16 protein-coding genes are annotated in these 22,940 nt (G+C 75.7%); 7 read left to right on the top strand and 9 right to left on the bottom strand.

Going from position 1 to position 22,940, the window contains the following annotated elements; genetic code table 11:
• Positions 1 to 108 precede the first annotated feature (108 nt).
• Both ACRAKJ_RS20665 and ACRAKJ_RS20660 read left to right on the top strand, forming a co-directional pair.
• Positions 109 to 1,092, top strand: coding sequence for a YncE family protein (locus ACRAKJ_RS20665; protein WP_438922483.1), 984 nt, complete (start codon positions 109 to 111; stop codon positions 1,090 to 1,092).
• On the top strand, positions 1,092 to 1,304 hold the full coding sequence (locus ACRAKJ_RS20660) for a DUF5703 family protein (protein ID WP_438922482.1): 213 nt from the start codon (positions 1,092 to 1,094) through the stop codon (positions 1,302 to 1,304). Before ACRAKJ_RS20665 ends, ACRAKJ_RS20660 begins: the two co-directional genes overlap by 1 nt.
• A 73-nt stretch (positions 1,305 to 1,377) precedes the next feature.
• Here ACRAKJ_RS20660 and ACRAKJ_RS20655 read toward each other — a convergent pair whose 3' ends face one another.
• The 4 genes from ACRAKJ_RS20655 to ACRAKJ_RS20640 all read right to left on the bottom strand — a co-directional run bounded on the left by ACRAKJ_RS20655 (position 1,378) and on the right by ACRAKJ_RS20640 (position 7,657).
• Complete coding sequence (locus ACRAKJ_RS20655) at positions 1,378 to 2,652, bottom strand: TetR family transcriptional regulator (RefSeq protein WP_438922481.1); 1,275 nt, start codon at positions 2,650 to 2,652, stop codon at positions 1,378 to 1,380.
• 476 nt (positions 2,653 to 3,128) lie between these two features.
• Positions 3,129 to 4,268: an SWIM zinc finger family protein gene (locus tag ACRAKJ_RS20650; protein WP_438922480.1), complete on the bottom strand. Its 1,140-nt coding sequence runs from the start codon at positions 4,266 to 4,268 to the stop codon at positions 3,129 to 3,131.
• The gene (locus ACRAKJ_RS20645; protein ID WP_438922514.1) at positions 4,265 to 6,862 is read right to left on the bottom strand and encodes an SNF2-related protein; all 2,598 of its coding nucleotides are present in this window, start codon (positions 6,860 to 6,862) and stop codon (positions 4,265 to 4,267) included. Before ACRAKJ_RS20645 ends, ACRAKJ_RS20650 begins: the two co-directional genes overlap by 4 nt.
• 213 nt (positions 6,863 to 7,075) lie before the next feature.
• A complete protein-coding gene (locus ACRAKJ_RS20640; RefSeq protein ID WP_438922479.1) occupies positions 7,076 to 7,657 on the bottom strand; it encodes a PadR family transcriptional regulator in 582 nt (193 codons plus the stop codon).
• A gap of 141 nt (positions 7,658 to 7,798) precedes the next feature.
• On the opposite strand from ACRAKJ_RS20640, the gene ACRAKJ_RS20635 reads away from it, so the two are divergent.
• Entirely contained in the window at positions 7,799 to 8,722 is a 924-nt protein-coding gene (locus ACRAKJ_RS20635; protein WP_438922478.1) for a GNAT family N-acetyltransferase, read from the top strand.
• A 24-nt stretch (positions 8,723 to 8,746) separates the two neighbouring features.
• On the opposite strand, the gene ACRAKJ_RS20630 is transcribed toward ACRAKJ_RS20635, so the two are convergent.
• Entirely contained in the window at positions 8,747 to 9,511 is a 765-nt protein-coding gene (locus ACRAKJ_RS20630) for a putative protein N(5)-glutamine methyltransferase (RefSeq protein WP_438922477.1), read from the bottom strand.
• Positions 9,508 to 10,365: a TetR/AcrR family transcriptional regulator C-terminal domain-containing protein gene (locus ACRAKJ_RS20625; RefSeq protein ID WP_438922476.1), complete on the bottom strand. Its 858-nt coding sequence runs from the start codon at positions 10,363 to 10,365 to the stop codon at positions 9,508 to 9,510. The genes ACRAKJ_RS20630 and ACRAKJ_RS20625 overlap by 4 nt, the downstream gene beginning before the upstream one ends.
• A gap of 75 nt (positions 10,366 to 10,440) precedes the next feature.
• Here ACRAKJ_RS20625 and ACRAKJ_RS20620 point away from each other — a divergent pair, with 75 nt between their 5' ends.
• The 4 genes from ACRAKJ_RS20620 to ACRAKJ_RS20605 all read left to right on the top strand — a co-directional run bounded on the left by ACRAKJ_RS20620 (position 10,441) and on the right by ACRAKJ_RS20605 (position 17,059).
• The gene (locus ACRAKJ_RS20620; protein ID WP_438922475.1) at positions 10,441 to 12,702 is read left to right on the top strand and encodes an ATP-binding cassette domain-containing protein; all 2,262 of its coding nucleotides are present in this window, start codon (positions 10,441 to 10,443) and stop codon (positions 12,700 to 12,702) included.
• Between the two features lie 358 nt (positions 12,703 to 13,060).
• Positions 13,061 to 14,995 (top strand): S8 family serine peptidase, encoded by a 1,935-nt coding sequence (locus tag ACRAKJ_RS20615; RefSeq protein WP_438922474.1) that lies wholly within the window; start codon positions 13,061 to 13,063, stop codon positions 14,993 to 14,995.
• An 82-nt stretch (positions 14,996 to 15,077) separates the two neighbouring features.
• The gene (locus ACRAKJ_RS20610) at positions 15,078 to 15,824 is read left to right on the top strand and encodes an IclR family transcriptional regulator domain-containing protein (protein WP_438922473.1); all 747 of its coding nucleotides are present in this window, start codon (positions 15,078 to 15,080) and stop codon (positions 15,822 to 15,824) included.
• Positions 15,825 to 15,904: 80 nt separating this feature from the next.
• Positions 15,905 to 17,059 carry a 4-hydroxybenzoate 3-monooxygenase gene (locus tag ACRAKJ_RS20605; RefSeq protein WP_438922472.1) on the top strand — a complete coding sequence of 385 codons (1,155 nt, stop codon included), beginning with the start codon at positions 15,905 to 15,907 and terminating at the stop codon, positions 17,057 to 17,059.
• Here the strand turns inward: ACRAKJ_RS20605 and ACRAKJ_RS20600 are convergent.
• From ACRAKJ_RS20600 to ACRAKJ_RS20590, 3 genes are all read right to left on the bottom strand, one after another.
• Positions 17,038 to 19,251 carry an ATP-binding protein gene (locus ACRAKJ_RS20600; RefSeq protein WP_447009090.1) on the bottom strand — a complete coding sequence of 738 codons (2,214 nt, stop codon included), beginning with the start codon at positions 19,249 to 19,251 and terminating at the stop codon, positions 17,038 to 17,040. The two genes, ACRAKJ_RS20605 and ACRAKJ_RS20600, sit on opposite strands and share 22 nt — an antisense overlap.
• 160 nt (positions 19,252 to 19,411) lie before the next feature.
• Positions 19,412 to 20,557, bottom strand: coding sequence for a cellulose-binding domain-containing protein (locus tag ACRAKJ_RS20595; RefSeq protein WP_447009089.1), 1,146 nt, complete (start codon positions 20,555 to 20,557; stop codon positions 19,412 to 19,414).
• Between the two features lie 151 nt (positions 20,558 to 20,708).
• Positions 20,709 to 22,841 carry a PEP/pyruvate-binding domain-containing protein gene (locus ACRAKJ_RS20590; protein ID WP_447009088.1) on the bottom strand — a complete coding sequence of 711 codons (2,133 nt, stop codon included), beginning with the start codon at positions 22,839 to 22,841 and terminating at the stop codon, positions 20,709 to 20,711.
• Between the last annotated feature and the right edge of the window lie 99 nt (positions 22,842 to 22,940).

Genomic DNA, 22,940 nt, shown 5'->3' with positions numbered 1-22,940 from the left:
GACCAACGACAACACCCGCCCCCCTGCGTGACGATGGTGGTTCGGTGATGGATGCTGGGAGGGCAGTGAGCGAACGGGTTACGCGTAGGAGGTCAGACGTTGCGCCGAGTGGCCGCGGCAGTGCTCGCCGGGACCCTGGTGGTGTCCGGGTGTGCGTCCGAGGAGAACCCGGCCGACCCGCTCCAGGTGGCCGCCACGCTGGAACCCGCCCGTCCCGCCGTCTCCCCCGCCCGGACCGCCGCGCCCGAGGGCGTCGTGCTGCCGCTGGGGCGCGCGACGTCGGTGGCGGTGGTCGGGGACCTGGTCGCGGTGGCCGTGGCCGAACCGCCCTCGGTGCTGCTCTACCCGTCGTCCCCGGCCGACCCGGCGACGGCGGCCCCGGTGACGGCGGTGCTGCCGGGGCCGGCGGAGCGGCTGGTCGCGGCGGACGGCTCGGTGGAGGCCACCGTGCCGTCGGCCGGCGCCGTGGTGACCGTGCGGCCGGACGGCTCGACGTCGTCGCGGCCGGTGACCGGCGGGCCGGTGGACGTGGCGCGGCTCGGTGACCGGGAGCTGGTGGCCCGGCGCGACGCCGGGCAGGTGTCGGTGCGGGACGGTTCGGGCGGCGAGCACGTGGTGGGCGGCATCTCCAGCCCCGACCGGCTGGTGGTGGCGGGTGACGCGGCCGTGGTGCTGGACCGGCCGCGCAGCGCGGTGTTCGACCTGGACCCGACCGCCGAGCGCCCCGGCGCGGGGCTGCGCGCGGGCGACGGCGCGACGAACGCGGTGGCCGACCGGTTCGGCCGGGTGTTCGTCGTGGACACCCGGGGCGGCGAGCTGATGGCGTTCTCCACCTCGCCGTTGATCATGCGGATGCGCCACCCCCTGCCGGGCGCGCCGTACGGGATGGCCTACGACGCCGAGCGCGACCTGCTCTGGGTGACCCTCACCGCGCGCAACGAGGTCGTGGCCCTCGACGTCGCCGGGGGCGAGCCGGTGGAGCGCCACCGGTACGCCGCGGTCCGCCAGCCGGACTCCGTGGCGGTTGATCCAGCCAGCGGGCGCGTGTTCGTCGCGTCCGGGGACGGCCAAGGGATGCAGGTGATCGGGTGATGGACGAAGCGGTGGTCGACGGGGACTGGGAGTACCGGCCGCTGCGGCTGCCGGCCGGGGTCTCCCGCCGCACGGCGACGACGCAGTTGACGATCCACGCCGAGTTCGCCGGGTGGGAGCTGTCGCGGACGCTGCTGTTCGGCGACGGTTCGCGCAAGGTCTGGCTGCGCCGCAAGCGGACCGCCGCCGTCGTGCCCGGGCTGATCACCTAGCCCTCCCGGTCGCCGCGGGACCGGGCTTCGCCGGACCGGGGCTTCGCGGGGTCGGTGCTTCGCGGGGTCGGGGTCAGGCGCGGGTCAGCAGGCCGTGCAGGACGAGGGCCTCGACGGCGTCGACGTGCTGCGCGGGCGTGCCGCCGCGGTGGGTGAGGCAGCGCAGCAGGGTGCCGTGGGTGAGCGTGCCCGCCAGGGCGGCGGGGTCGTGGTCGGCGCTGAAGTCGCCGCCGGCGCGCCCGGCGTCGAGGACCGGGACGAGCAGGGCCGCCAGGTCGATCTCGCGGTGGACCGCGTCGGCCGCGGCGGCGTCGGTGTCCTGCACGACGGCCATCAGCAGGGCCTCGGCGAACTCGCGGTTGCGCAGGGTGAAGGCGGCCAGGCGTTCGAGGTGGCGGCGCAGCAGCCGGCGCGGCGCGACGCCCAGGGCGAGGTCGTCGTCGAGCAGCGAGCGCAGCTCCGCGTACTCCGGGCGCAGCGCGCCCACGACGATCGACGCCTTCACCGGGAACAGCTGCCGGAGCACGACGAGGGGCACGCCGGCGCGCGCGGCGATGTGGGCGGGCGTGGTGGCGTAGTAGCCGCGGGCGGCGAACTCCTGGCGGGCGGCGGCGACGACCGCGTTGCGGGGGTGCTCGGGCAGGCCGTCGAGGCGGTCGGCGCGGTAAGCGCGCACGACCTCGTCGGCCAGGGGCGCGATGACGTCGTCGATGTGGCTGTGGCCCTGCTCGGGGTCGAGCAGGGTGCCGACGAGGGCGATGACGGTGTCGCCGAGCAGGGTGTCGGGCACGGCGTCGGGGTCGGCGAGGTGGCGCAGCGACAGCCCCTCGACGAGGGCGGTGAGCACGACGGCGAGCTGGTCGAGGGTGAACGGGGCGCGCAGCGACGCGCTCCAGCGGGCGAGCATCGACCGGTACGCCTGGACGCTCGCCCGGTCGTAGGCGGCGTAGGTCTGGCGCAGGCGCCGCATGGCGCCCTGGTGGTTGCGGGCCAGGACGACCGTGGCGAACTGCATGAGGGTGGCGGGGTCGCCGCGGACCTGCTCGTAGTTCCAGGTGGACACCGCGCGCAGCATCCGCCTCGGGTCGCCCTTGGTCTCGGCGAGGGCGTGGTCGATGACGTCGACGAGCGTCCCCGGCGCGGTCGGGGCGACCGGGCGGTTGAACCGCAGCAGCAGTTCGTCGACGTAGCGGGCCTTGTCGCCGAAGGTCGCGAAGAACGTCTTCTCGCTGACCTCGGCGCGGGCGGCGATCTCGGCGACGTTGAGCCCCCGGTTGAGGACCTTGAACCCGTCGTCGAACAGCAGCGCCACCCCTGCGTCGAGCAGCCGTTCCCGTACCGGTACCACGTGGGCACTCCCCCCTCGGCGTGTCCCCGACCCACGGCGCATACCCGCCGTGGCGATCACGGTATTGCACACTCACCCGCCGGGGGAGCGTTCGCACACCGGGGTGAGTGTTATCGGTCCGATGCGTCCGTTGAACCCTCACCGGGGGCGGGACAAGACTCCCTGCATCGTGGTGCGGGGTCGCCGGGGAGGGCCGATCGCACCGCGCGGCGGGGCGTCGCGCGTTCGTTCTCCCGCACGGGGTGAGCGCCTCGCCCCGTGCGGTCCAGGGGCGCGTCCCGGAGCGGCCGTCGGCTCGGAACCCCGGCCGGTCCCGCGCGCCTCCCCCGCCCGCACGGCGTCCGCGGCAACCCCCAGTGCCGCCGGGGTCGTGCGGGCGGGCCCCCGCTTTTCCACCACAGGTGTGGTACCACACCTGTGGTGGTACGGGCGTGCGTCGACAGTTTCCCGGTCCACGGGCTCCCGGGTGTCGACGGTCAGTCGTGGTCGGTGAACGCGGTGTACGCGGCGGCCGGGTCGCGGGTCGGGGTGCCGGTGGGCCACCAGCGGCCGGCGCGGGCGCGGTACGGGTACCACAGGCCGTCGCGGCCGTAGCGCAGCTGCCGGTCGCCGCCCGGTGCGCGCACCGTCCACCGGTTGGCGCGGACGGTCGGGGCGGGCAGCTCGGCGCGGTCCCAGGCGGCGCGGGCGCGGTTGGTCTCGGCGCGGTCGGGCGTCCAGGGCCGTTCCAGCACGTCGAGCGCGGCCGGGCCGCCCTGGCGCCACGCGCGGACGGCGCGCGGGTCGGCGTCGAGCCGGTCGAGCGCCCCGGGCAGGTCGCGCAGCGCGGGGTGGGCGGCGACCAGGCGGACCCGGTCGCGGCGCTCGTCGTCGGCCGGCCACCGGCCGGTGGCCAGCAGGTCGCGGGCCTTGGCGGCGGCGTCGGCGACGAGCAGGCGCAGCACGGCGGGCTCCACGCCGGGCGCGGGGTCGAAGTCGGGCGGCGGGTCCGGGTCGGCGGCCGGCGGGTCGTCGGGCAGGGCGACCGGCGGCGCGGCGTAGGCGGTCGTGGCGGGGGTGCCGGTGGTGGCGGGCCGGGCGCCGGCGACGACCTCGTCGCGGTCGCGCCCGCGCAGCAGGAGCAGCACCCACGGGTCGGCGTCGAGCAGCCACGCGGCCTGGTGGCACAGGGCGGCGGCGTGGCGGCAGGGCAGTTCCCAGCCGGGGCAGGTGCACTCGGGGTCGAGGTCGCCGATGCCGGGCAGCAGCGGCACGCCCGCGTCGGCGGCGGTGTCGACGAGGTCGCGGGGCACCTCGTGGTCGAGCAGCGCGGCCAGGTGGCCCGCCTTGCCGGCGACGCGGTCGAGGAAGCGCCGCCACTCGGCGTCGGTGAGCGGGGTGAGGCGCACGGTGGTGCGGTAGGTGTCGTCGGGGTCGTGCACGACGGCGTCGAGCCGGCCGGGGCTGACGGTGATGGTGCCGACCAGCCCGGCGTGGGCGTACTTGCGGCCCTGGCGCAGCGGCGCCTGGTCCAGGGAGGTGTCCTCCAGGGCCTGGAGCCAGGCCCGGCCCCACCAGCTGCGGGCGTGGCGCACGCCCTTGCCGAACGCGGGGAAGCCCTTCACGCGCTCGGTCACCGGCCGCTCCCCCGCTCCGGGCCGCGCAGCGCGACGAGGTCGGCCAGCTCGGCGTCGGTCAGCTCGGTCAGCGCGGCCTCGCCGCGGGCCAGCACGGAGTCGGCGAGGTCGCGCTTGGCGCGCAGCATGGCGGCGATCCGGTCCTCGACGGTGCCCTCCGCGACGAGCCGGTGCACCTGCACGGGCCGGGTCTGGCCGATGCGGTGGGCGCGGTCGGTGGCCTGGTCCTCCACGGCGGGGTTCCACCACCGGTCGTAGTGCACGACGTGGTCGGCGCGGGTGAGGTTGAGGCCGGTGCCGGCGGCCTTGAGGGAGAGCAGGAACACCGGCACCCCGCCGTCCTGGAAGCGGCGGACCATCTCCTCGCGGGCGGCGACGGGCGTGCCGCCGTGCAGGAACGCGGTGGTGGTGCCGCGGGCGGCGAGGTGGCGTTCGAGCAGACGGGCCATGGCGACGTACTGGGTGAACACGAGCACGGAGCCGTCCTCGGCGAGGATGGTGTCGAGCAGCTCGTCGAGCAGTTCGAGCTTGCCGGAGCGCCCGGCCAGGACCGGCGAGCCCTCCTTGAGGTACTGGGCGGGGTGGTTGCACACCTGCTTGAGGGCGGTGAGCAGGCGCACGACCTTGCCGCGGCGGGCGATGCCGTCGGAGCCGGCGATGTCGGCCATGAGTTCGCGGACGACGGCCTCGTAGAGGGCGGCCTGCTCGCGGGTGAGCGCCACCGGGTGGTCGGTCTCGGTCTTGGCGGGCAGTTCGGGCGCGATGCCGGGGTCGGACTTGCGGCGGCGCAGCAGGAACGGCGCGACGAGCCGGCCGAGGCGGGCGGCGGTGGCGGCGTCGCGGTCGACCTCGACGGGCTTGGCCCAGCGGGCGCGGAAGCGCGGCAGCGTGCCGAGCAGGCCGGGGGTGGTCCAGTCGAGCACGGCCCACAGCTCGGAGAGGGTGTTCTCCACCGGGGTGCCGGTGAGGGCGACGCGGGCGCGGGCGGGGACGCGGCGCAGGGCCTTGGCGGTGTCGGAGGCGGGGTTCTTGACGTGCTGGGCCTCGTCGGCGACGACCAGGTCCCACCCGTGCCCGGCGAGCGCGTCGGCGTCGAGCCGCATGGTGGTGTAGGTGGTCAGGACGAACCCGGTGTGGTCGGCGTCGCGGGCCAGGTCGCGGCCGGGGCCGTGGTAGCGGCGCACGGGCACGCCGGGCGCGAAGCGCTCGACCTCGCGCTGCCAGTTGCCCAGCAGCGACGTCGGGCACACCACGAGGGTGGGGCCGTCCGCGTCCGGCAGGTGCGCGCGGCGGTGCAGGTGCAGGGCGATGAGGGTGACGGTCTTGCCCAGGCCCATGTCGTCGGCCAGGCAGCCGCCCAGGCCGAGGGAGGTCATGCGGTGCAGCCACCGCAGGCCGCGCAGCTGGTAGTCGCGCAGGGTGGCGGCCAGCGCGGCGGGCCGGCCGATCGGCTCGTCGCGGGCCAGGTCGGCCCTGAGGTCGTCGAGCCAGCCGGTGGTGGTGACGGGGACCTCGACGCCGTCGACCTCGGTGGTGCCGGTGAGGGCGGCGCCGAGCGCGTCGAGGGCGGTGACGGGCTTGAGGACACGGTCGCGGGCGCGGCGGGCCAGTTCGGGGTCGACGAGGGTCCAGCGGTCGCGCAGCCGCACGACGGGCCGGTGCGCCTCGGCGAGCAGGTCCAGCTCCTCGGGGGTGAGGGGGTCCTCGCCCAGGGCGAGCTGCCAGTTCACCGCGGTGAGCCGGTCCGGTCCGAAGAACGACGGCCGGTCGGCGCGGTCGCCGCCGAGCACGACCCGGGAGGTGAGGTCGCGCACCAGGTCCTTGGGCCAGTGCACGTCGACGCCCGCGCCGGCCAGGCGCACGGCGCCGGTGGTGAGCAGCAGCTCGACGTCGCCGTCGGTGAGGGCGGTCGCGTCGGGCACGGGCCGGTCGAGCAGCGGTTCCAGCGGCGGGTAGGCGCGGGCGGCGCGGCGCAGGGCGACCGTGGCGTCGGCGCGCAGGCGGTGGCCGGCGCCCGCCCACAGCTCGGCGGCGTCCACGACGAGGCTGGGGTCGGCGAGGTCGTGGACCTGCACGACGACGCGGAACGCCTCCGCGCCCTCCACCCGCAGGGAGATGCGGACGCCCTGGTCGGCCCAGCCGCGCAGGTGCGGCACGCGCTGGGGTTCGGGCGAGGCGAACGCGGGCGCTCCGGCGGCGCGCGCGGCCGCCGCGCCGCGCGGCACGGTGTCGGCGACGGCGTCGAGGAAGGCCCGCAGGAGGGGTTCGGCGTCGGGCAGCTCGGCGGGGTCGCGTCCCGTCAGCGGGACGGCGCGGGCGTGCGGCGGCATGGCGCGGGCGAGGTCGCGCACGCGGGCGTGGTCGGCGGCGTCGAGCGGGCCGAGCCGCCAGGCGTCGAAGTCGCCGTCGGTGACGGCGGGCCGCACCCGGCCGCGGGCCACCAGGCCGAGGGCGAGCACGACGGCGGCGCCCCAGAAGGCGGTGGCGGGGTGCGCGCGGCCGGTGCGGCGGGCCCGGCCGAGCAGGGGGATGGCCTCGGTCAGCGGCACGCGCGCGGCGGGCGCGGTGCGGCGGGAACCGTCCGCGGTGGCCACGACCACCTCGGCGTCCGCCGGCAGGCCCCCGTCCACGGGCACGTCACCGTGCGCGGGCGGGTTCCCGTCCACGGGCGGGTCGGCGGGCGCGGACGGGTCGGGCGGCCCCTGGTCGGGGTGGGTGTAGAAGGCGATCGTGGACGTCCGCGGCGGGTCGGCGGCCTCGAAGACGGCCGCGTACCGCTCCAACCCTGTGTTCAGCGCTCCCCCTGGCTATTCAAGTTTGAGTCTACCCCAGCTGCCGGGTTCACCGGGCGAACCCGGCTCGCCCGCCATGGGGTAGGCGCCGCCCCGCAACCGGTCGAGCAGCCCCCTGGTCCACTCCGCGCCACCGGCCGCCGCGTGCTCCCACAGCCGGTACAGCTCGGCGACGTGGGCGGGTTCGCGCCACCCGGCGGCCTGCTCGCGGGCGGCGTCGCGGCGCGCCTCCAGGGCGGCGAGGCGCTGCCCGAGCAGCTCGACCGCGTCCGCGCGCGGCAGCGACGGCAGCAGCGCCAGCCCGGCGGCCAGCAGGTCGGGACGGGTCTCGGGGCGGCGCAGCGCGTCGCGCAGCAGCCGCCCGTGCTCGGCGTCGCCGCGCGGCGTGATCTCGTAGTCGGTGCGCCCCGGCGGCACGGTGGAGTCGATCAGGTGGCCGTCCTTGGTGAGCTGCTTGAGCGCGTGGTAGATCGAGCCCCACTTGACGTTGGCCCACTCGCCCGCGCCCCACGCCATCAGGTCGTTGCCGATCAGGTAGCCGTGGGCGCGCCCGTAACCGCGCACCACCCCGAGCACCAGCAACCGCGTCGCCGACATCGCGTCCTCGTCCCGCGGTGCCCGAGGTCGCCGCGTAATCCCGTTCCCGCGCACAGGGTAGATCGCGCAGGATGGGTGCCGGCGACGGCCGGCGGCACGCGCGCCGCGCTCCCGCACGCACCCGGAGGAGGGGTCGACGACGTGATCAGGTTGCGGCAGGTGGACGACGCGGGCGTGGAACGGCTGCTCGCCCTGGCCGTCGAGGACGCCGACCCCGCCGACGTCATGCCGGCCGGCTGGGCACCGGACCGGCCCGACGAGTTCCGCGAGTTCTACCGCGGCTTCCGGCGCGACGCCTACGAGATCCTCGACGACGACCGCACGGTGGGCATGATCCGGCTGACCGACGCGGGCGAGACCGGCATCTGGGTGGCGCGGCGCGCACGGGGCGCCGGCGTGGGCCTGGCCGCCCTGCACCGCCTCCTGGAGCGGGCGCCCGGCCGGGGCGTGCCCACCGTCGTCGCCGAGACCACCGCGGACAACGCCGCGGCGCTGGCGCTGCTGACCAAGGCCGGCGCGGAGCTGGAGACCACCGGCGACCGGGTCTCGGCGCGGCTGCGGGTGCCCGCCGAACCCTCCCCCGACCTGGCCGACCCCGCCGAGCTCCTCCACGCCTACCTCGACTTCCACCGCGACACGGTGCTGCGCAAGCTGCAGGGCATGTCCGAGGAGGAGCTGCGCACCAGCCGCCTGCCCTCGGGCTGGGCGCCGCTGGCGATGCTCAAGCACCTCACGCACGTCGAACGGCGCTGGCTGCGCCACTGCTTCCGCGGCGAGGACGTCGTCCACCCGTACGGCGACCCCCGCGTGCCGCACGCCGAGTGGGTCGTCGAGGACGGCGACACCACCGAGGGCATCCGCGCCTCCTACCTCGAGGAGTGCGCCCGCTCCCGCGAGATCGCCGCCGGGGCCGCGCTCACCGACCGGGTCGCCCGCTGGGAGTCGACCGGCGCGCCGCGCCCCACCCTGGCCTGGGTGCTGTTCCACCTGCTCCAGGAGTACGCGCGCCACGCCGGGCACCTCGACGTCGCGCGCGAGCTGAGCGACGGCGTGCTCGGCACCTGACCGGACCGCGTGCCCGGCACCGGGTCAGCGGGCGGCGCGGCCGACCACCGCGGTGGCGTCCAGGTCGTCGTCCACGACGACCCGCGCCTCCAGCCCGACCCCGGTGAACGCCGCCGCCGTCGCCGGCGCCTGGCGACGCCCGGTCTCCACCACCAGCGTCCCGCCCGGCGCCAACCACCGCCGCGCGTCGGCGACCACGCGCCGCTGCACGTCCAGCCCGTCGGCGCCGCCGTCCAGCGCCACCAGCGGCTCGTGGTCGCGCGCCTCGGGCGGCATCAGCGCCACCGCGTCGGTCGGCACGTACGGCGCGTTGGCCACCAGCACGTCCACCCGCCCCAGCAACGACCCGGGCAGCGCCCCGTACAGGTCGCCCAGGTGCACCTGCCCGGACGGCAGGTTGCGGCGCGCGCAGGCCACCGCGGCCGGGTCGACGTCGGCCGCGTGCACCTCCGCGCCGGGCAGCCGGCGCGCCACCGCGGCGGCCACCGCGCCCGAACCGCAGCACAGGTCGAGCACGACCGCGCCCGGCCGCGCCGCGGCCACGGCCAGCCGCACCAGGTGCCCCGTGCGGCGGCGCGGCACGAACACGCCGGGGTCCACCGCGACGCGCAGCCCGTCGAACTCGGCCCAGCCGAGCACGTGCTCCAGCGGGAGGCCGGCGACGCGCCGCTCGGTCAACGACCGCAGCTCCGCCTCGTCCGCGGCGGCCTCGACGAGCAACCGCGCCTCGTCCTCGGCGAACACGCACCCGGCGGCGCGCAGCCGGGCGACGACATCGGTGACGATCACGGGCGGAGCGCCTCCCGCCCGGAACCCGCCGGCGGCCGGTCTCGGTGGCGGGCCACCGCGACCCCGATGCCGTCCAGCAGCACCGCCAACCCCGTGGTGAAGCCCTCCAGCGCCCCCCGCTCCGGGTAGGACGCGCACGGGTCGTCCGGCACCGGCGGCGGCTCCTCCTCCCCGACCCACGTCGCCAGCGGGAACCGGTCGGCGAAGTCCGCCGCCACCTCGTCGAGCAGCGGCGACCGCGCGTACCACCACTCCTCGTCCGACACCCCGGTCTCCGCCGCCGCCCGCCGCGCGTCCGACACCCCCGCCGCCGCGCCCCGCACGAACTGCGTCAACGCGGCCACCACACCCCGCAGCTCCCGCCGCGGCAGGCCCGTCCCCCGCAGCACCCCCACCAACGCCTCCAGCGCCCCGAACTCCCCCGGCCCCAGCACCGGCCGGGCCTGCGACACCTGCAACACCCACGGGTGGCGCAGGTAGAACGCCCGGGTGTCCGCCGCCCACGCCTCCAGCGCCGCGCGCCACCCGCCGTCCGACGGGTAGCGCGCGGGCAGCTCCCGCAGCACCTGGTCGTACATCAGGTCGACCAGCTCGGCCTTGTTCGGCACGTAGGTGTAGAGCGCCATCGCCGTGCGCCCCAGCCGCTCCCCCACCGCCCGCATCGACAGCGCCGCCATCCCCCCGCCGTCGGCGACCTCCACCGCCGCGCGCACCACCGCGTCCACGCTCAGGCCCTGCTTCGGCCCCGGCCGCGTCCCGCCCCCGTCCGCCCCGCCCTCACCACCGCCCTCGGCGGCCCGCCACAGCAGCCGCATCGACCGACGCGGGTCACCCTGCCCGGCGTACACCACCACTTGCGACTCCTTACAACGTAAAGTACTGTTCCCGGGATCACTTTACGCCATAAACAAACCTGGGGGAAGACAGCCATGGGCATGCCCGCCGACAGCCACGACGTCATCGAAGTACGCGGCGCACGCGAGAACAACCTCGCCGACATCTCCCTCGACATCCCCAAACGACGACTCACCGTCTTCACCGGCGTCTCCGGCTCCGGCAAGTCCAGCCTCGTCTTCGGCACCATCGCCGCCGAATCACAACGCCTCATCAACGAGACCTACACCGCGTTCATCCAGTCCTTCATGCCCAACCTCGGCCGCCCCGACGTCGACGCCCTGCGCAACCTCAGCGCCGCCATCATCGTCGACCAGGAACGCATGGGCGCCAACTCCCGCTCCACCGTCGGCACCGCCACCGACGCCAACACCGCGCTCCGCATCCTCTTCAGCCGCCTCGGCACACCCCGCATCGGCACCAGCGGCGCCTTCAGCTTCAACCTCCCCGAAGGCATGTGCCCCCGCTGCGAAGGACTCGGCCGCGTCTCCACCATCGACGTCGACCAACTCGTCGACCACACCAAGTCCCTCAACGACGGCGCCATCACCGTCCCCGGCTTCACCGTCGACAACTGGTACGTCCAGACCTACATCCAGTCCGGCTTCCTCGACCCCGACAAGAAGATCGCCGACTTCACCCCCGACGAGCGCGACGCCCTCCTCCACCGCGAACCCACCAAGGTCAAGCTCGGCAAGACCAACGTCACCTACGAAGGCCTCCTCCCCAAGGTCCAACGCCTCTACCTCGCCAAGGACCGCGAGAACATGCAACCCCACATCCGCGCCTTCGTCGACCGCGCCGTCACCTTCACCCGCTGCCCCGACTGCCGCGGCGCCCGCCTCAACGCCGCCGCCCTCTCCAGCACCATCAACGGCACCACCATCGCCGACTGCTCCGCCATGCAGATCAGCGACCTCGCCGCCTGGATCGACAAGATCACCGACCACTCCGTCGGCCCCGTGCTCACCACCCTGCGCGAACTCCTCGACTCCCTCGTCGGCATCGGCCTCGGCTACCTCAGCCTCGACCGCCCCTCCGCCACCCTCTCCGGCGGCGAGGCCCAACGCGTCAAGATGGTCCGCCACCTCGGCAGCGCCCTCACCGACGTCACCTACGTCTTCGACGAACCCACCGTCGGCCTGCACCCCCACGACATCCAGCGCATGAACGACCTCCTGCTCCTCCTGCGCGACAAGGGCAACACCGTCCTCGTCGTCGAGCACAAACCCGAGACCATCTCCATCGCCGACCACGTCGTCGACCTCGGCCCCGGCGCCGGCACCCGCGGCGGGCACATCACCTTCACCGGCACCGTCGCCGAACTCCGCGCCTCCGACACCCTCACCGGACGCCACCTCGACCACCGCGCCCGACTCCGCGACCACGTCCGCACCCCCACCGGCCACCTCCCCATCACCGGCGCCACCCTGCACAACCTCCAGGACGTCTCCGTCGACATCCCCCTCGGCGTCCTCACCGTCGTCACCGGCGTCGCCGGCTCCGGCAAGTCCAGCCTCGTCCACGGCTCACTCGCCGGCCGCCCCGGCGTCGTCACCGTCGACCAGTCCCCCATCCGCGGCTCCCGCCGCTCCAACCCCGCCACCTACACCGGGCTCCTCGACCCCGTCCGCACCGCCTTCGCCAAGGCCAACGGCGTCAAACCCGCCCTCTTCAGCGCCAACAGCGAAGGCGCCTGCCCCAAGTGCAAGGGCATCGGCCTCGTCTACACCGACCTCGCCATGATGGCCGGCGTCGCCACCACCTGCGAGGAGTGCGCCGGCAAGCGGTTCACCCCCGAGGTCCTCACCTACACCCTGCGCGGCAAGGACATCAGCGACGTCCTCGCCATGTCCGTCACCGAAGCCCGCGCCTTCTTCACCGAGAAGCAGGTCCACGCCGTCCTCGAACGGCTCGTCGACGTCGGCCTCGGCTACCTCTCCCTCGGCCAACCCCTCACCACCCTCTCCGGCGGCGAGCGCCAACGCCTCAAGCTCGCCATCCACATGGCCGAGAAGGCGTCCACCTACATCCTCGACGAACCCACCACCGGCCTGCACCTCGCCGACGTCGACCAGCTCCTCGCCCTGCTCGACCGCCTCGTCGACAACGGCGACACCGTCATCGTCATCGAGCACCACCAGGCCGTCATGGCCCACGCCGACTGGATCGTCGACCTCGGCCCGGGAGCCGGCCACGACGGCGGGCGCGTCGTCTTCGAAGGCACCCCCACCGCCCTCGTCGACACCGCCGACACCCTCACCGCCCGACACCTCCGCGCCTACGTCGGCCGGTGACGCCCGTGGGCGGGGGCCCGCACCGGCCCCCGCCCACCTCGCCCCCGTGGCCCCGGTTCTTCTCGGGCGTCCTTCAGTTCGCGGCTGTGGTTGACCGCCCTGACCTGCGTGACACCGAGGATTTCTTTTTGTCAACACTGAAGTAATAGGGACCAGTGGTACCAAGCCGGCGGCGTTCACCCGACCGGGGTTCGGCACCCCGCACGGTGTTCCCACGTGCGGCCGATTGTCCAGGTAGGAGGGCTCCTCTAACGTTCCCGACCACGTCCGCGCGAACGTGACCGGGAACCACCCCGATCCCGGCGGGCCCGAGCCGCATCGGGTCAGCCGGAACCCCTGCACGAGGGAGAACCCTGCGATGGGAGACGTTCGCGCACCCAGGCGCGCCCTGGTCTCGTTAGGCACAGCGGCCCTCACGGCACTGGCCCTGACCACCGGCGCCACACCCGCCGCCGCCGAGGGAGAGATCCTCGGCGCGAACAACCCGACCGCGATCCCGGACAGCTACATCGTCGTCTACGACCAGCTGTCCGCCCAGAGCGCCGACGCGCTCACCGCCGACCTGAGCGCCAAGTACGACGCGCGGGTCGACTTCACCTACCGCCACGCGCTCAAGGGCTTCGCGGGCGCGCTGTCCGAGAAGGACGCCCGGGCGCTCGCCGCCGAACCCGGCGTCGCCTACGTCCAGCAGAACGGCGAGGTCCGGGCGACCGACACCCAGCCCAACCCGCCGTCGTGGGGCCTGGACCGACTCGACCAGCGCGACCTGCCGCTGGACTCGTCCTACACCTACCCGAACACCGGTTCCGGCGTCACCGCCTACATCATCGACACGGGCATCCGGACGACCCACTCCGACTTCGGCGGGCGGGCGACCTGGGGCACCAACACCGTCGACACCAACAACACCGACTGCAACGGCCACGGCACGCACGTCGCCGGCACGGTCGGCGGCACCGCCCACGGCGTCGCCAAGGGCGTCACGCTCATCGCCGTGAAGGTGCTCAACTGCGCCGGCTCCGGCTCGTTCGCGGGCGTCGCCGCGGGCATCGACTGGGTCACCGGCCACCACACCTCCGGCCCGGCCGTGGCGAACATGAGCCTCGGCGGCCAGGGCAGCGACGTGACCGGCGAGACCGCGGTGCGCAACTCGATCGCCGACGGCGTCACCTACGCCATCGCCTCGGGCAACTCCAACGCCGACGCCTGCAACTTCACCCCGGCGCGCGTCGCCGAGGCGATCACGGTCAACGCCTCGACCAACGCCGACGCCCGCGCCTCGTTCTCCAACTACGGCACGTGCAGCGACATCTTCGCGCCCGGCCAGAACATCACCTCGACCTGGAACACCAACGACACCGCGACCAACACCATCAGCGGCACGTCGATGGCCGCCCCGCACGTCGCGGGCGGCGCGGCCCTGCTGCTCGGCGCCACGCCGTCGCTGACGCCCGCGCAGGTCGCGAGCACGATGGTCACCAACTCCACCCCCAACAAGATCACCTCGCCGGGCACCGGTTCGCCGAACCGGCTGCTGTTCACCAACACCGGCGGCGGCCCCGGCCCGGGCAACCCGTCCGTCACCCCGCCCGGCAACCAGACCGGCACCGTCGGTACCGCCACGAGCCTCCAGCTCAAGGCCAGCGGCGGCACCCCGCCGTACACCTGGTCGGCCACCGGCCTGCCGCCCGGCCTGTCGGTCAACACCTCGACCGGCCTGGTCTCCGGCACCCCCACCACCGCGGGCACCTACCCGGTGACCGCGACCGCCACCGACTCGGCGGGCGGCACCGGCTCGGCGTCGTTCACCTGGACGGTCACCCCGACGGGGGGCTCCTGCTCCGCGCCCGGTGAGAAGGTCGCCAACGGCGGCTTCGAGAGCGGCACGGCGGGCTGGTCCAACGCCACCTGGACGATCGGCCCGTGGACCGGGGCCGGCGCGCCGCGCACCGGCGGTCAGTCGTCCTGGATCGGCGGCTACGGCTACACGGCCACGGAGACGCTCAGCCAGACCGTCACCGTCCCGGCCGGGTGCACCGCCACGACGCTGTCGATCTGGCTGAAGGTCAGCACGTCGGAGTACGAGCCGGAGGTGTTCGACACCTTCACCGTCAAGGCCGGTTCGACCACCCTGGCGACCTACACCAACCTGACCCCGTCGGGCTACGAGGTGCGCACCTTCAGCCTCGGCGCCTTCGCGGGCCAGAGCGTGGCGCTGAGCTTCACCGGCGCGGAGGACTGGTCCTACCAGACCTCGTTCGTGCTGGACGACGTCTCGGTCACCGCGGCGTGACCCGCTAGTCCGGGGGCCGGCGGGTGCGCCCGCCGGCCCCTCCGGCGTTGACGCGCGCCCGGGCGGCCCCTACGTTCGGCCGGTGGCGGGTGGGTCCTCGGGCAGGAGCGTGGTGGCCCGCGCGCTCGCCGTGCTGGGCGCCCTCGACGGGCACCCGGACGGGTTGCCGCTGGCCGAGCTGGCCCGGCGCGGCGGCCTGCCGCTGTCCACCGCGCACCGGCTGGTCCGCGACCTGGTCGCGCAGCAGGTGCTGGAACGCCTCCCCGACCGCCGGTACGTCGTCGGCCGGCGGCTGTGGCAGCTCGGGCTGCTGGCCCGCGTGCAGGTCGAGCTGCGCGAGGCGGCGCTGCCGTTCATGCAGGACCTGTACGAGGCGACCAGGGAGAACGTGCACCTCGCCGTGCGCGACGACACCTCCGCCCTCTACCTGGAGCGCATCCACGGCCACGGCTCGGTGCCGGTGGTGAGCCGGCCCGGCGGCCGGTTGCCGCTGCACGCCACCGGCGTCGGCAAGGTGCTCCTGGCGCACGCGCCGCGGGAGGTCGTCGCCCAGGTCGTCGCCGGGCCGGAGCGGTGCACGCCGTACACGATCACCGAGCCGGGCCGGCTGCTGCGCGAGCTGGCCGAGGTGCGCCGCCGCGGGCACGCGCGCACCGCGCAGGAGATGACGCTGGGCTCCTGCTCGGTGGCGGTCCCGGTGGCCGGCCCGGCGGGCGCGGTGGTGGCCGCGCTCGGCCTGGTCGTGGCGACCCACCGCGACCCCGAGCGGCACGTCACGGCGCTGCGCGTCGCCGCGGGCGGCATCTCGCGGGTGCTCGCCCGACCGTGAAAACCCTCCCCCGCCCCGACTGCCGCTGAGCGGAAGCCGCGCCTTGGCCGCGGCGGGGGCGCGGAGCAGGCTTGGCCGCCATGCGCACACAGGTAGCCATCGTCGGTGCCGGTCCCGCCGGGTTGTTGCTCTCCCACCTGCTCTCCCTGCACGGCGTGGACTCGGTCGTGCTGGAGAGCCGCTCCCGCGCCTACGTCGAGGCCCGCGTCCGGGCCGGCGTGCTGGAGCAGGGCACCGTCGACCTGCTCACCGACGCCGGTCTCGGCGACCGGCTCAAGACCGAGGGGCTGCGGCACGACGGCCTCCACCTCCAGTGGCCCGGGACGCGCCACCGCCTCGACCTGCACGAGCTGACCGGGCGCTCGGTGTGGGTGTACGGGCAGACCGAGGTCGTGAAGGACCTGCTGGCCGCGCGGCACGAGCACGTGCGCTTCGAGGTGAGCGGCACCGCGCTGCACGACCTCGACACCGACCACCCCTCGGTGTCCTACGTGGACGCCTCCGGCACGCCGCGGCGCGTCACCGCCGACGTGGTGGTGGGCGCGGACGGCTTCCGCGGCGTGAGCCGGGAGACGATCCCGGTGGCGCTGCGCACCCAGTGGGAGCGGCACTACCCGTTCGCGTGGCTGGGCGTCCTGGCCGAGGTGCCGCCGTCGACCGACGAGCTGATCTACGCCTGGCACCCGGACGGGTTCGCCATGCACAGCATGAGGTCGCCCGTGCTGAGCAGGCTCTACCTCCAGGTCGACCCGGGCGAGCGGATCGAGGACTGGTCGGACGAGCGGATCTGGTCCGCGCTGGACACCCGGCTGGGCCTGGACGGGTGGTCGCTGGAGCACGGCCCGGTGGTGGACAAGGGCATCACGCCGATGCGCAGCTTCGTCAGCACGCCGATGCGGCACGGTCGGCTGTTCCTGGTGGGCGACGCCGCGCACATCGTGCCGCCGACCGGCGCGAAGGGCCTCAACCTGGCCGTCGCGGACGTCGCCGTGCTGGCGCGGGCGCTGGAGGCGTTCTTCGGCGACGGCCGCACGGACCTGCTCGACGGCTACGAGGAGCGGGCGCTGCACCGGGTGTGGCGGTGCACGCACTTCTCCTGGTGGATGACCACGATGCTGCACACCACCGGCGACCCGCTGGACCGGGAGCTGCAGCTCAGCCAACTGCGGTACGTGTGCTCGTCCACCGCGGCGGCCACCGGCCTGGCGGAGAACTACGCGGGCCTGCCGTTCTGAGCCCCCTCGGCCCCCGGCGCCGGGTCGAGGTCGGCGAGCCGCCGCCGGACGCCGTCGGCCCCGCCGTCGCGGCCCAGTCGCCGGTAGAGCTCCAGCGCCTCCTCCCACGCCGCGCGGGCGCGGGCGCGGTGGCCGAGGGCGGCGCGGGCGCGGGCGAGGCGGTCGAGGGTGTCGGCGGCGGCCGCGGTGTGGCCGAGGGCGCGGTACCGGGCGAGGGCCTGCTCGTGGTGGTCGGCGGCCCGGTCGTGGTGGCCGGTGCGGTGGTCGATGAAGCCCAGGCCGTCCAGCGCGTCCGCCTCGCCCTCGGGGTTGTGGTGCCGGCGGTGCAGCGCGAGGGAGGCGAGGCAGTGCTCGCGGGCGGTGTCGTGGTCGCCCAGGCGGGCGGCGCACCAGCCCACGGCGGTGCCCGCGTCGGCTTCCCACACCGACTGGCCGAGGGCGCGGAAGAGGTCCAGGGCGCGGCGGGCGTGCTCCAGCGCCCGGTGGTCGTCGCCCCGCTGCTCCCAGACCCGGGCGAGGGCGTGGTGGGCGTGGGCCCGCTGGGCGGGGGTGCCGTCCTGTTCGGTCTGCGCGAGGGCCCGGTGCAGGTGGACGACGGCCTGCTCGTGCTGCCCCAGGTCGGCGTGGGCGCCGCCGAGGAGCCGGTGGGCGAGGGCGCGCCCGGCGGGGTCGGGCAGGTGGTCGGCGGCGTCCGCCGCGGCCGACCACGCGGCCAGCGCGTCGTGCCGGTGCCCGCGCCGCCGGTGGAAGGTGTGCAGGGTCCAGGCGATCTGCCACACCGCCGCGTGCCGGTGCAGGGCGGCGGCGGTGCGCTGGGCGGCCAGCAGGTGGGCGTGGTGGGCGTCCAGCCAGTGCAGCGCGGCGGCGTGGTCCGGCAGCGGGTGCGGGTGGGCGCCGGGGACGGGCGGGTCGAGCCGGATCGGCGTGCGCTGCGGCTTGAGCAGGCGGGCGGCGGCGAACGCGGTGTGCAGGTAGGAGTCGACCACCCGGTCCAGCGCCGCCCGCCGCACCGGCTCGGGCAGGTCGTGGGCGAGGCCGGCGGCGTAGGCGCGGACCAGGTCGTGCATCGAGTGGCGCCCGCGCGGGTGCCGGTCGAGCAGGGAGGCGTCCGCCAGGGCGTGCAGGGCCTTGCGCGCCTCGGCCCGGGACAGGCCGGTGAGGCCGGCGGCGGCGGTCAGGTCGACGTCCGGGCCGGGGGCGACCCCGAGCAGCGCGAACACCCGGCGCTGGGGCTCGGTGAGGCGGCGCAGGGACCACGAGAGGACGGCGGGCAGGCTGGCGGCGGGGTCGGTGTCGTGGTCGAGCACCTCCAGGCCGAACTCGCGCAGCTCGTCCGCGAACTCGGCCAGCGGGACGTGCGGGCGGCCGGCGGCGTGCCGGGCGGTGATCGCCAGCGCCAGCGGGTGCCGGCCGCACAGCCCGATCAGCGCGTCGACCGCGTCGGGTTCGGCGTCCACCCGCCGGTCGCCGAGGCGGTGGGCCAGCAGGGCGTGGGCCTCGTCGCGGTCGAGGACGCCCAGCGGCAGGTGGCGGGCCCCGTGCCGGTCGACCAGGGAGGCCAGGCCGGTGCGCCCGGTGACCAGCACGGTGCAGGTCGGGCTGCCGGGCAGCAGCGGCACGACCTGCTCGCTCGTGGCGGCGTTGTCCAGCACGACCAGCACCCGCCTGCCCGCGACCAGCCCCCGGTACAGCGCCGCCTGCGCGGCCAGGTTCGGCGGCAGGCGGTCGGGGGCGACGCCGAGGGCGGCGAGGAAGCCGCGCACCGCGTCGCCCGGCGCGGTGGGCCGCCCGGTGGGGCTGAACCCGCGCAGGTCGACGAACAGCTGCCCGTCGGGGAACCGGTGCAGGTTGCGGTGCGCCCAGGCCAGCGCCAGGCAGGTCTTGCCGATCCCGCCCGCGCCGCCGATCGCCGAGATCACCATCGCCGCGCCCGCGCCCGGATCGGCGGCCAGGGCGCGGTCCAGCGCGGTCAGCTCCGCCTCGCGCCCGGCGAACGACACCGGCGCGGCGGGCAGCTGGCGCGGCACCACCGGCGCGGACGGCGGTGGCGCGTGCAGGTGCACGTCACCGTGGACGACACCGGCCTGCACCACCCCGGCCACGGTCCCGGAGGCGGTGTTGCGCGCCCCCGGTCGGCCGTCCCGGTCGGCGGACCGGGGCTCGTCGGCCCCGGTCGGCTCGGGCGTCACCACGCCGGCCACCTCCCCCTCCGGTCGGGTCCGCGACCGGAGGGCCAGCGTCGCACCACACCGCCGCGCGACCGGTCCGCGCGGGCGAGGTTCACCCGACCGCCCGAACCGGGGAGGGTGCGGCGCCCGGTCGGGGGCCGGGCGCCGCACCGGGGTCGACGGGTCAGCAGGCGATAGGCGAGGAGCCGACCGCGACGTCGTCGTACCAGAGGGTGTCGCCGCCGTCGCCGTAGCTCTCCCAGCCCAGCCGCAGGTCGGTGACGGCGGGCCGCCACGCCTTGTTCAGCCACTGCTGGTCGATGTCGGGCGTGGGCACGCCGTCCACCTGGAGGCCGGCGACCGCCGCGCCGTTGAGGGAGGTGGACAGCTTGCCGGACGGGTCGACGGTGAACTGCACGCAGTTCCACTGGTTCACCGGCAGCGGCTTGCTCTGCGCCACGCCCTGCGGGCTCTGCGCGGGCAGGGTCGCGTCGTCGGACTCGCGGTTCCACTGGAGGGCCGCGTTCTGGCCGCCCATGCGCAGGTCCTTGCCGTTGTCGGCGGTGTCCTTGAGCGCCGCGAACGTCACGTGCGCCATCGGCAGGGCCGTGGTGTGGCGGACGTAGAACCGGCCGTGCACGGTGCCCGTGCCGGTCAGCGGGGTGCCGAAGAAGATGTGGTTGCAGTAGCCCGCCGCGCCGTTGACGCGCACCGACTTCGAGCCGCTGTGCGCGACCGACCCGTCGATGCTGACGGTGCCCTGGCCGGTGCAGTTGGCCGCGCCGACCGTCCACTTCCCGCTCGGCTGCGGACCGGTCTGCTGCTCGAAGTCGTCGCACAGCGCCGCCGTGCCGCAGCCGACCGGCGGCACGTCCGTCGTGGTGGTGGTCGTCGTGGTCGTCGTCGTGGTGGTGGTGGTGGTCGTGGGGCCGTCGCCGCTGCACGAGACGCCGTTGAACGAGAAGTCGGTCGGCACCGCGTTCGTGCCGCTGTAGGTGGCCTGGAAGCCGAACTGGGCGCTCGCGCCCGTGCCCAGGGCCCCGTTCCACGGCATGTTGGCGACGGTGACCCGGTTGCCGGTCTGCTTCACGTCGGCGCTCCAGCCGGAGCTGACGACCTGGTTGCCGGCGAAGGTCCAGGAGAGCTGCCACGAGGTGACCGGAGCGGACTGGTTGGTCACGGTCACGTTGGCGGTGAACCCGGTCGCCCACTGGTTCAGCTTGTAGTCCACCGCGCACACGGGTGCGGCCCCGGCGGTGCTGTTACCGCCGATCACCACCAACCCGGCCATCGACACCACAGCGGCAACAGCCGCCAGCAGATTGCGCACAACAACCCCTTCGTTGTCGTTTCTGGGAGCGTTCCCAGAAACTGACTGTAACGATCCCGTCACCAGCGCGGAATACGCCGACTGCCGCAACGCCGGTTCCCGCGAAGGGGTCCGCGAGGTGTGAACGGGACGAAGCGGTCAGGGAGGACGGCTACCGGAGGACCACCACGGTGCCCGCGGAGCCGTCCACCCGGACGCGGTCGCCGGTGCGGATGCGGCGGGTGGCGTCGCCGCACCCCACGACGGCGGGCACGCCCAGCTCCCGGGCCACCACCGCGGCGTGCGAGAGCGGCGCGCCGACATCGGTCACCACGGCCGCCGCGCGCGGGAACAACGGGGTCCAGCCGATGTTGGTCACCGTGGTCACGAGCACCTCGCCGGGGAGCAGCGCAGCGCCCTCCGCCGGGTCGCCCAGCACCCGCGCCACGCCCTCGGCCACGCCCGCCGCGCCGGGGAAGCCCACCACCGCGTCGGGCGGCGGCCCCGCCGCCGGGTCGTGCACGTCCTGCCGTCGGTCCGGGTCGGCCGCCCACGACACCGGGTCGAACCGGCCCCGGATCAGCGTCGGGTACGGCGGCAGGGCGCGGTAGCGGTCGTACGCGGCACGCCGGCCGGGCACCGCCGCCCACGGCGCCGGGTCGCCCTCCAGGACGCGCAGCACCTTCTCGACCGGCAGGAAGAACACGTCGTCGCCGCGGCCGGTCAGCTCCCCCGCCCGCACCAGGAACGCCCGCAGCACGGCGAAGGCGCGCGCGAACTCCGACCTGGCCCGCTCCCGCTCGCGGGCCCGGCGGACGAGCCGGTCCACCCGCCGGCGCAGCCGCGCGGCCCGGCGCGGGTGGGCGGCGCGCAGCCGGGCCCACGCCCCGTCGCGCGCCGCCGCCCGGCGGGCCAGCAGTGCCTCCGGCTCGACGTCGGGCCCGTCGAGCAGCCGCTCCGGCCACGTCGGGTCCTCGGCGGGGCGGGGCGCGGACACCTCGAACTCGTCGGCGAAGCGGTGGCCGTGCTCGGCGACGTACTCCTCGCGGGTGATCGCGCCGCGCCGCAGCCGGGCCAGGCCGAGCAGCGGTCCGAGGCTCGCCAGCTCGCCGGACGCGCCGTGCGCGCCGGTCAGCAGCGCCGCGGCGTCGTCCTCCCCCACCAGCGCGACCAGCCGGCGCCGCAGCCCCGGCGGGGCGGTGGCGCGGCGCGCGCCCGTGTTGTAGATCCGGGCGTGCACGCGCAGCAGCTCGTCCAGGTCGGCGTCCCACAGCGCGCACAGCTCGCCGGGCGTGGCGGCGGACGGGACCGCCTCCCGCAGCCGGGCCGCGTGCGCGGGCGCGGCGGCCACCAGGCCGTCGAGCCGGGTCCGGTACTCGCGCCCCTCGCGCAGGGCCGACCGGGCCACCCCGAGCGCGGCCCGCAGCACGGCTGCCCGCGACACCGGCAGCGGCGGCACCTCCACCCCGGGCGGGATGCGGCCGAAGACCTGCTCGGACGCCCGCCGGGCGGCGTTGCCGAGGCCGAGCGCGCCCGCGACGGCCAGCAGCGCGCTGAGGTTGAGGTAGAACCGGCCGCCGATGTTGCCCGAGGTCGGGTGCCCTCCGATCGGCGGCGGCGCCAAGGCGAGGGCGAACGACCAGGTCGCGGGCGTCATCACGCTGGGCACGGCTTCCCGCAGGTTCGCGCAGGTCCAGAGGTGGTCGCCGCGCAGGGTGTCGTTCCAGACCTCCGGCAGCGCCGTGATCGGCCGGGCCTGCAGCAGCGCCGGCCGCCGGTCGTGCACGGCCCACTCGACGTCGACCGGCACGCCGAACAGCTCCTCGACCCGCTCCCCCAGCGCCGCCAGCTCCAGCACGAGCGCGTCGTCGAGCAGGTTGCCGGACCGGCGCACCACACCCCCGGACACCACGTACGAGTCGGGCGTGACCGTGCCGCCGACCAGCGCCGCGCCGAGACCGGGCGCGGCGTTGAGCACGGTGTCCCCGCGCGCCCCGGTCACCGGGTCGGCGGTGAACAGCACACCGGACACGTCGGCCGGCGCCATCCGCTGCACGACCACGGCCTGCGCGACGTCCGTGATGCCGTTGCGCGCCCGGTAGTCGATCGCGCGGGCCGTCCACAGCGACGCCCAGCACCGGCGGACCGCGTCGAGCACGGCGTCCGCGCCGGACACGTCGAGGAAGGTGTCGTGCTGCCCGGCGAACGACAGCTCCGGCAGGTCCTCGGCGGTCGCCGACGACCGCACCGCCACCGGCCCGGGCGGCAGGGCGGCGCGCACCGCGTCCGCGACCTCGGCGGGCACCGGGCGGCGCGAAGGCGGCGGCGATCTCCCCGGCGGCGATCTCCCCGGCCGCGTCCGGTCCGCTCAGGGCGTCCTCGACCTCCTGGCCGAGGTCGGCGG

It is taken from the genome of Saccharothrix sp. DSM 118769, from assembly GCF_052936295.1.
The sequence above is the reverse complement of the archived record's forward strand: the minus strand, read 5'-3'. Positions and strand labels throughout refer to the sequence as shown.

Excerpts from the sequence above, each read along its gene's own strand:
- ACRAKJ_RS20660 (WP_438922482.1), top strand. The coding sequence starts at position 1,092 with ATGGACGAAGCGGTGGTCGACGGGGACTGGGAGTACCGGCCGCTGCGG.
- ACRAKJ_RS20640 (WP_438922479.1), bottom strand. The coding sequence starts at position 7,657 with ATGTCGGCGACGCGGTTGCTGGTGCTCGGGGTGGTGCGCGGTTACGGG.
- ACRAKJ_RS20620 (WP_438922475.1), top strand. The coding sequence starts at position 10,441 with ATGGGCATGCCCGCCGACAGCCACGACGTCATCGAAGTACGCGGCGCA.
- ACRAKJ_RS20615 (WP_438922474.1), top strand. The coding sequence starts at position 13,061 with ATGGGAGACGTTCGCGCACCCAGGCGCGCCCTGGTCTCGTTAGGCACA.
- ACRAKJ_RS20605 (WP_438922472.1), top strand. The coding sequence starts at position 15,905 with ATGCGCACACAGGTAGCCATCGTCGGTGCCGGTCCCGCCGGGTTGTTG.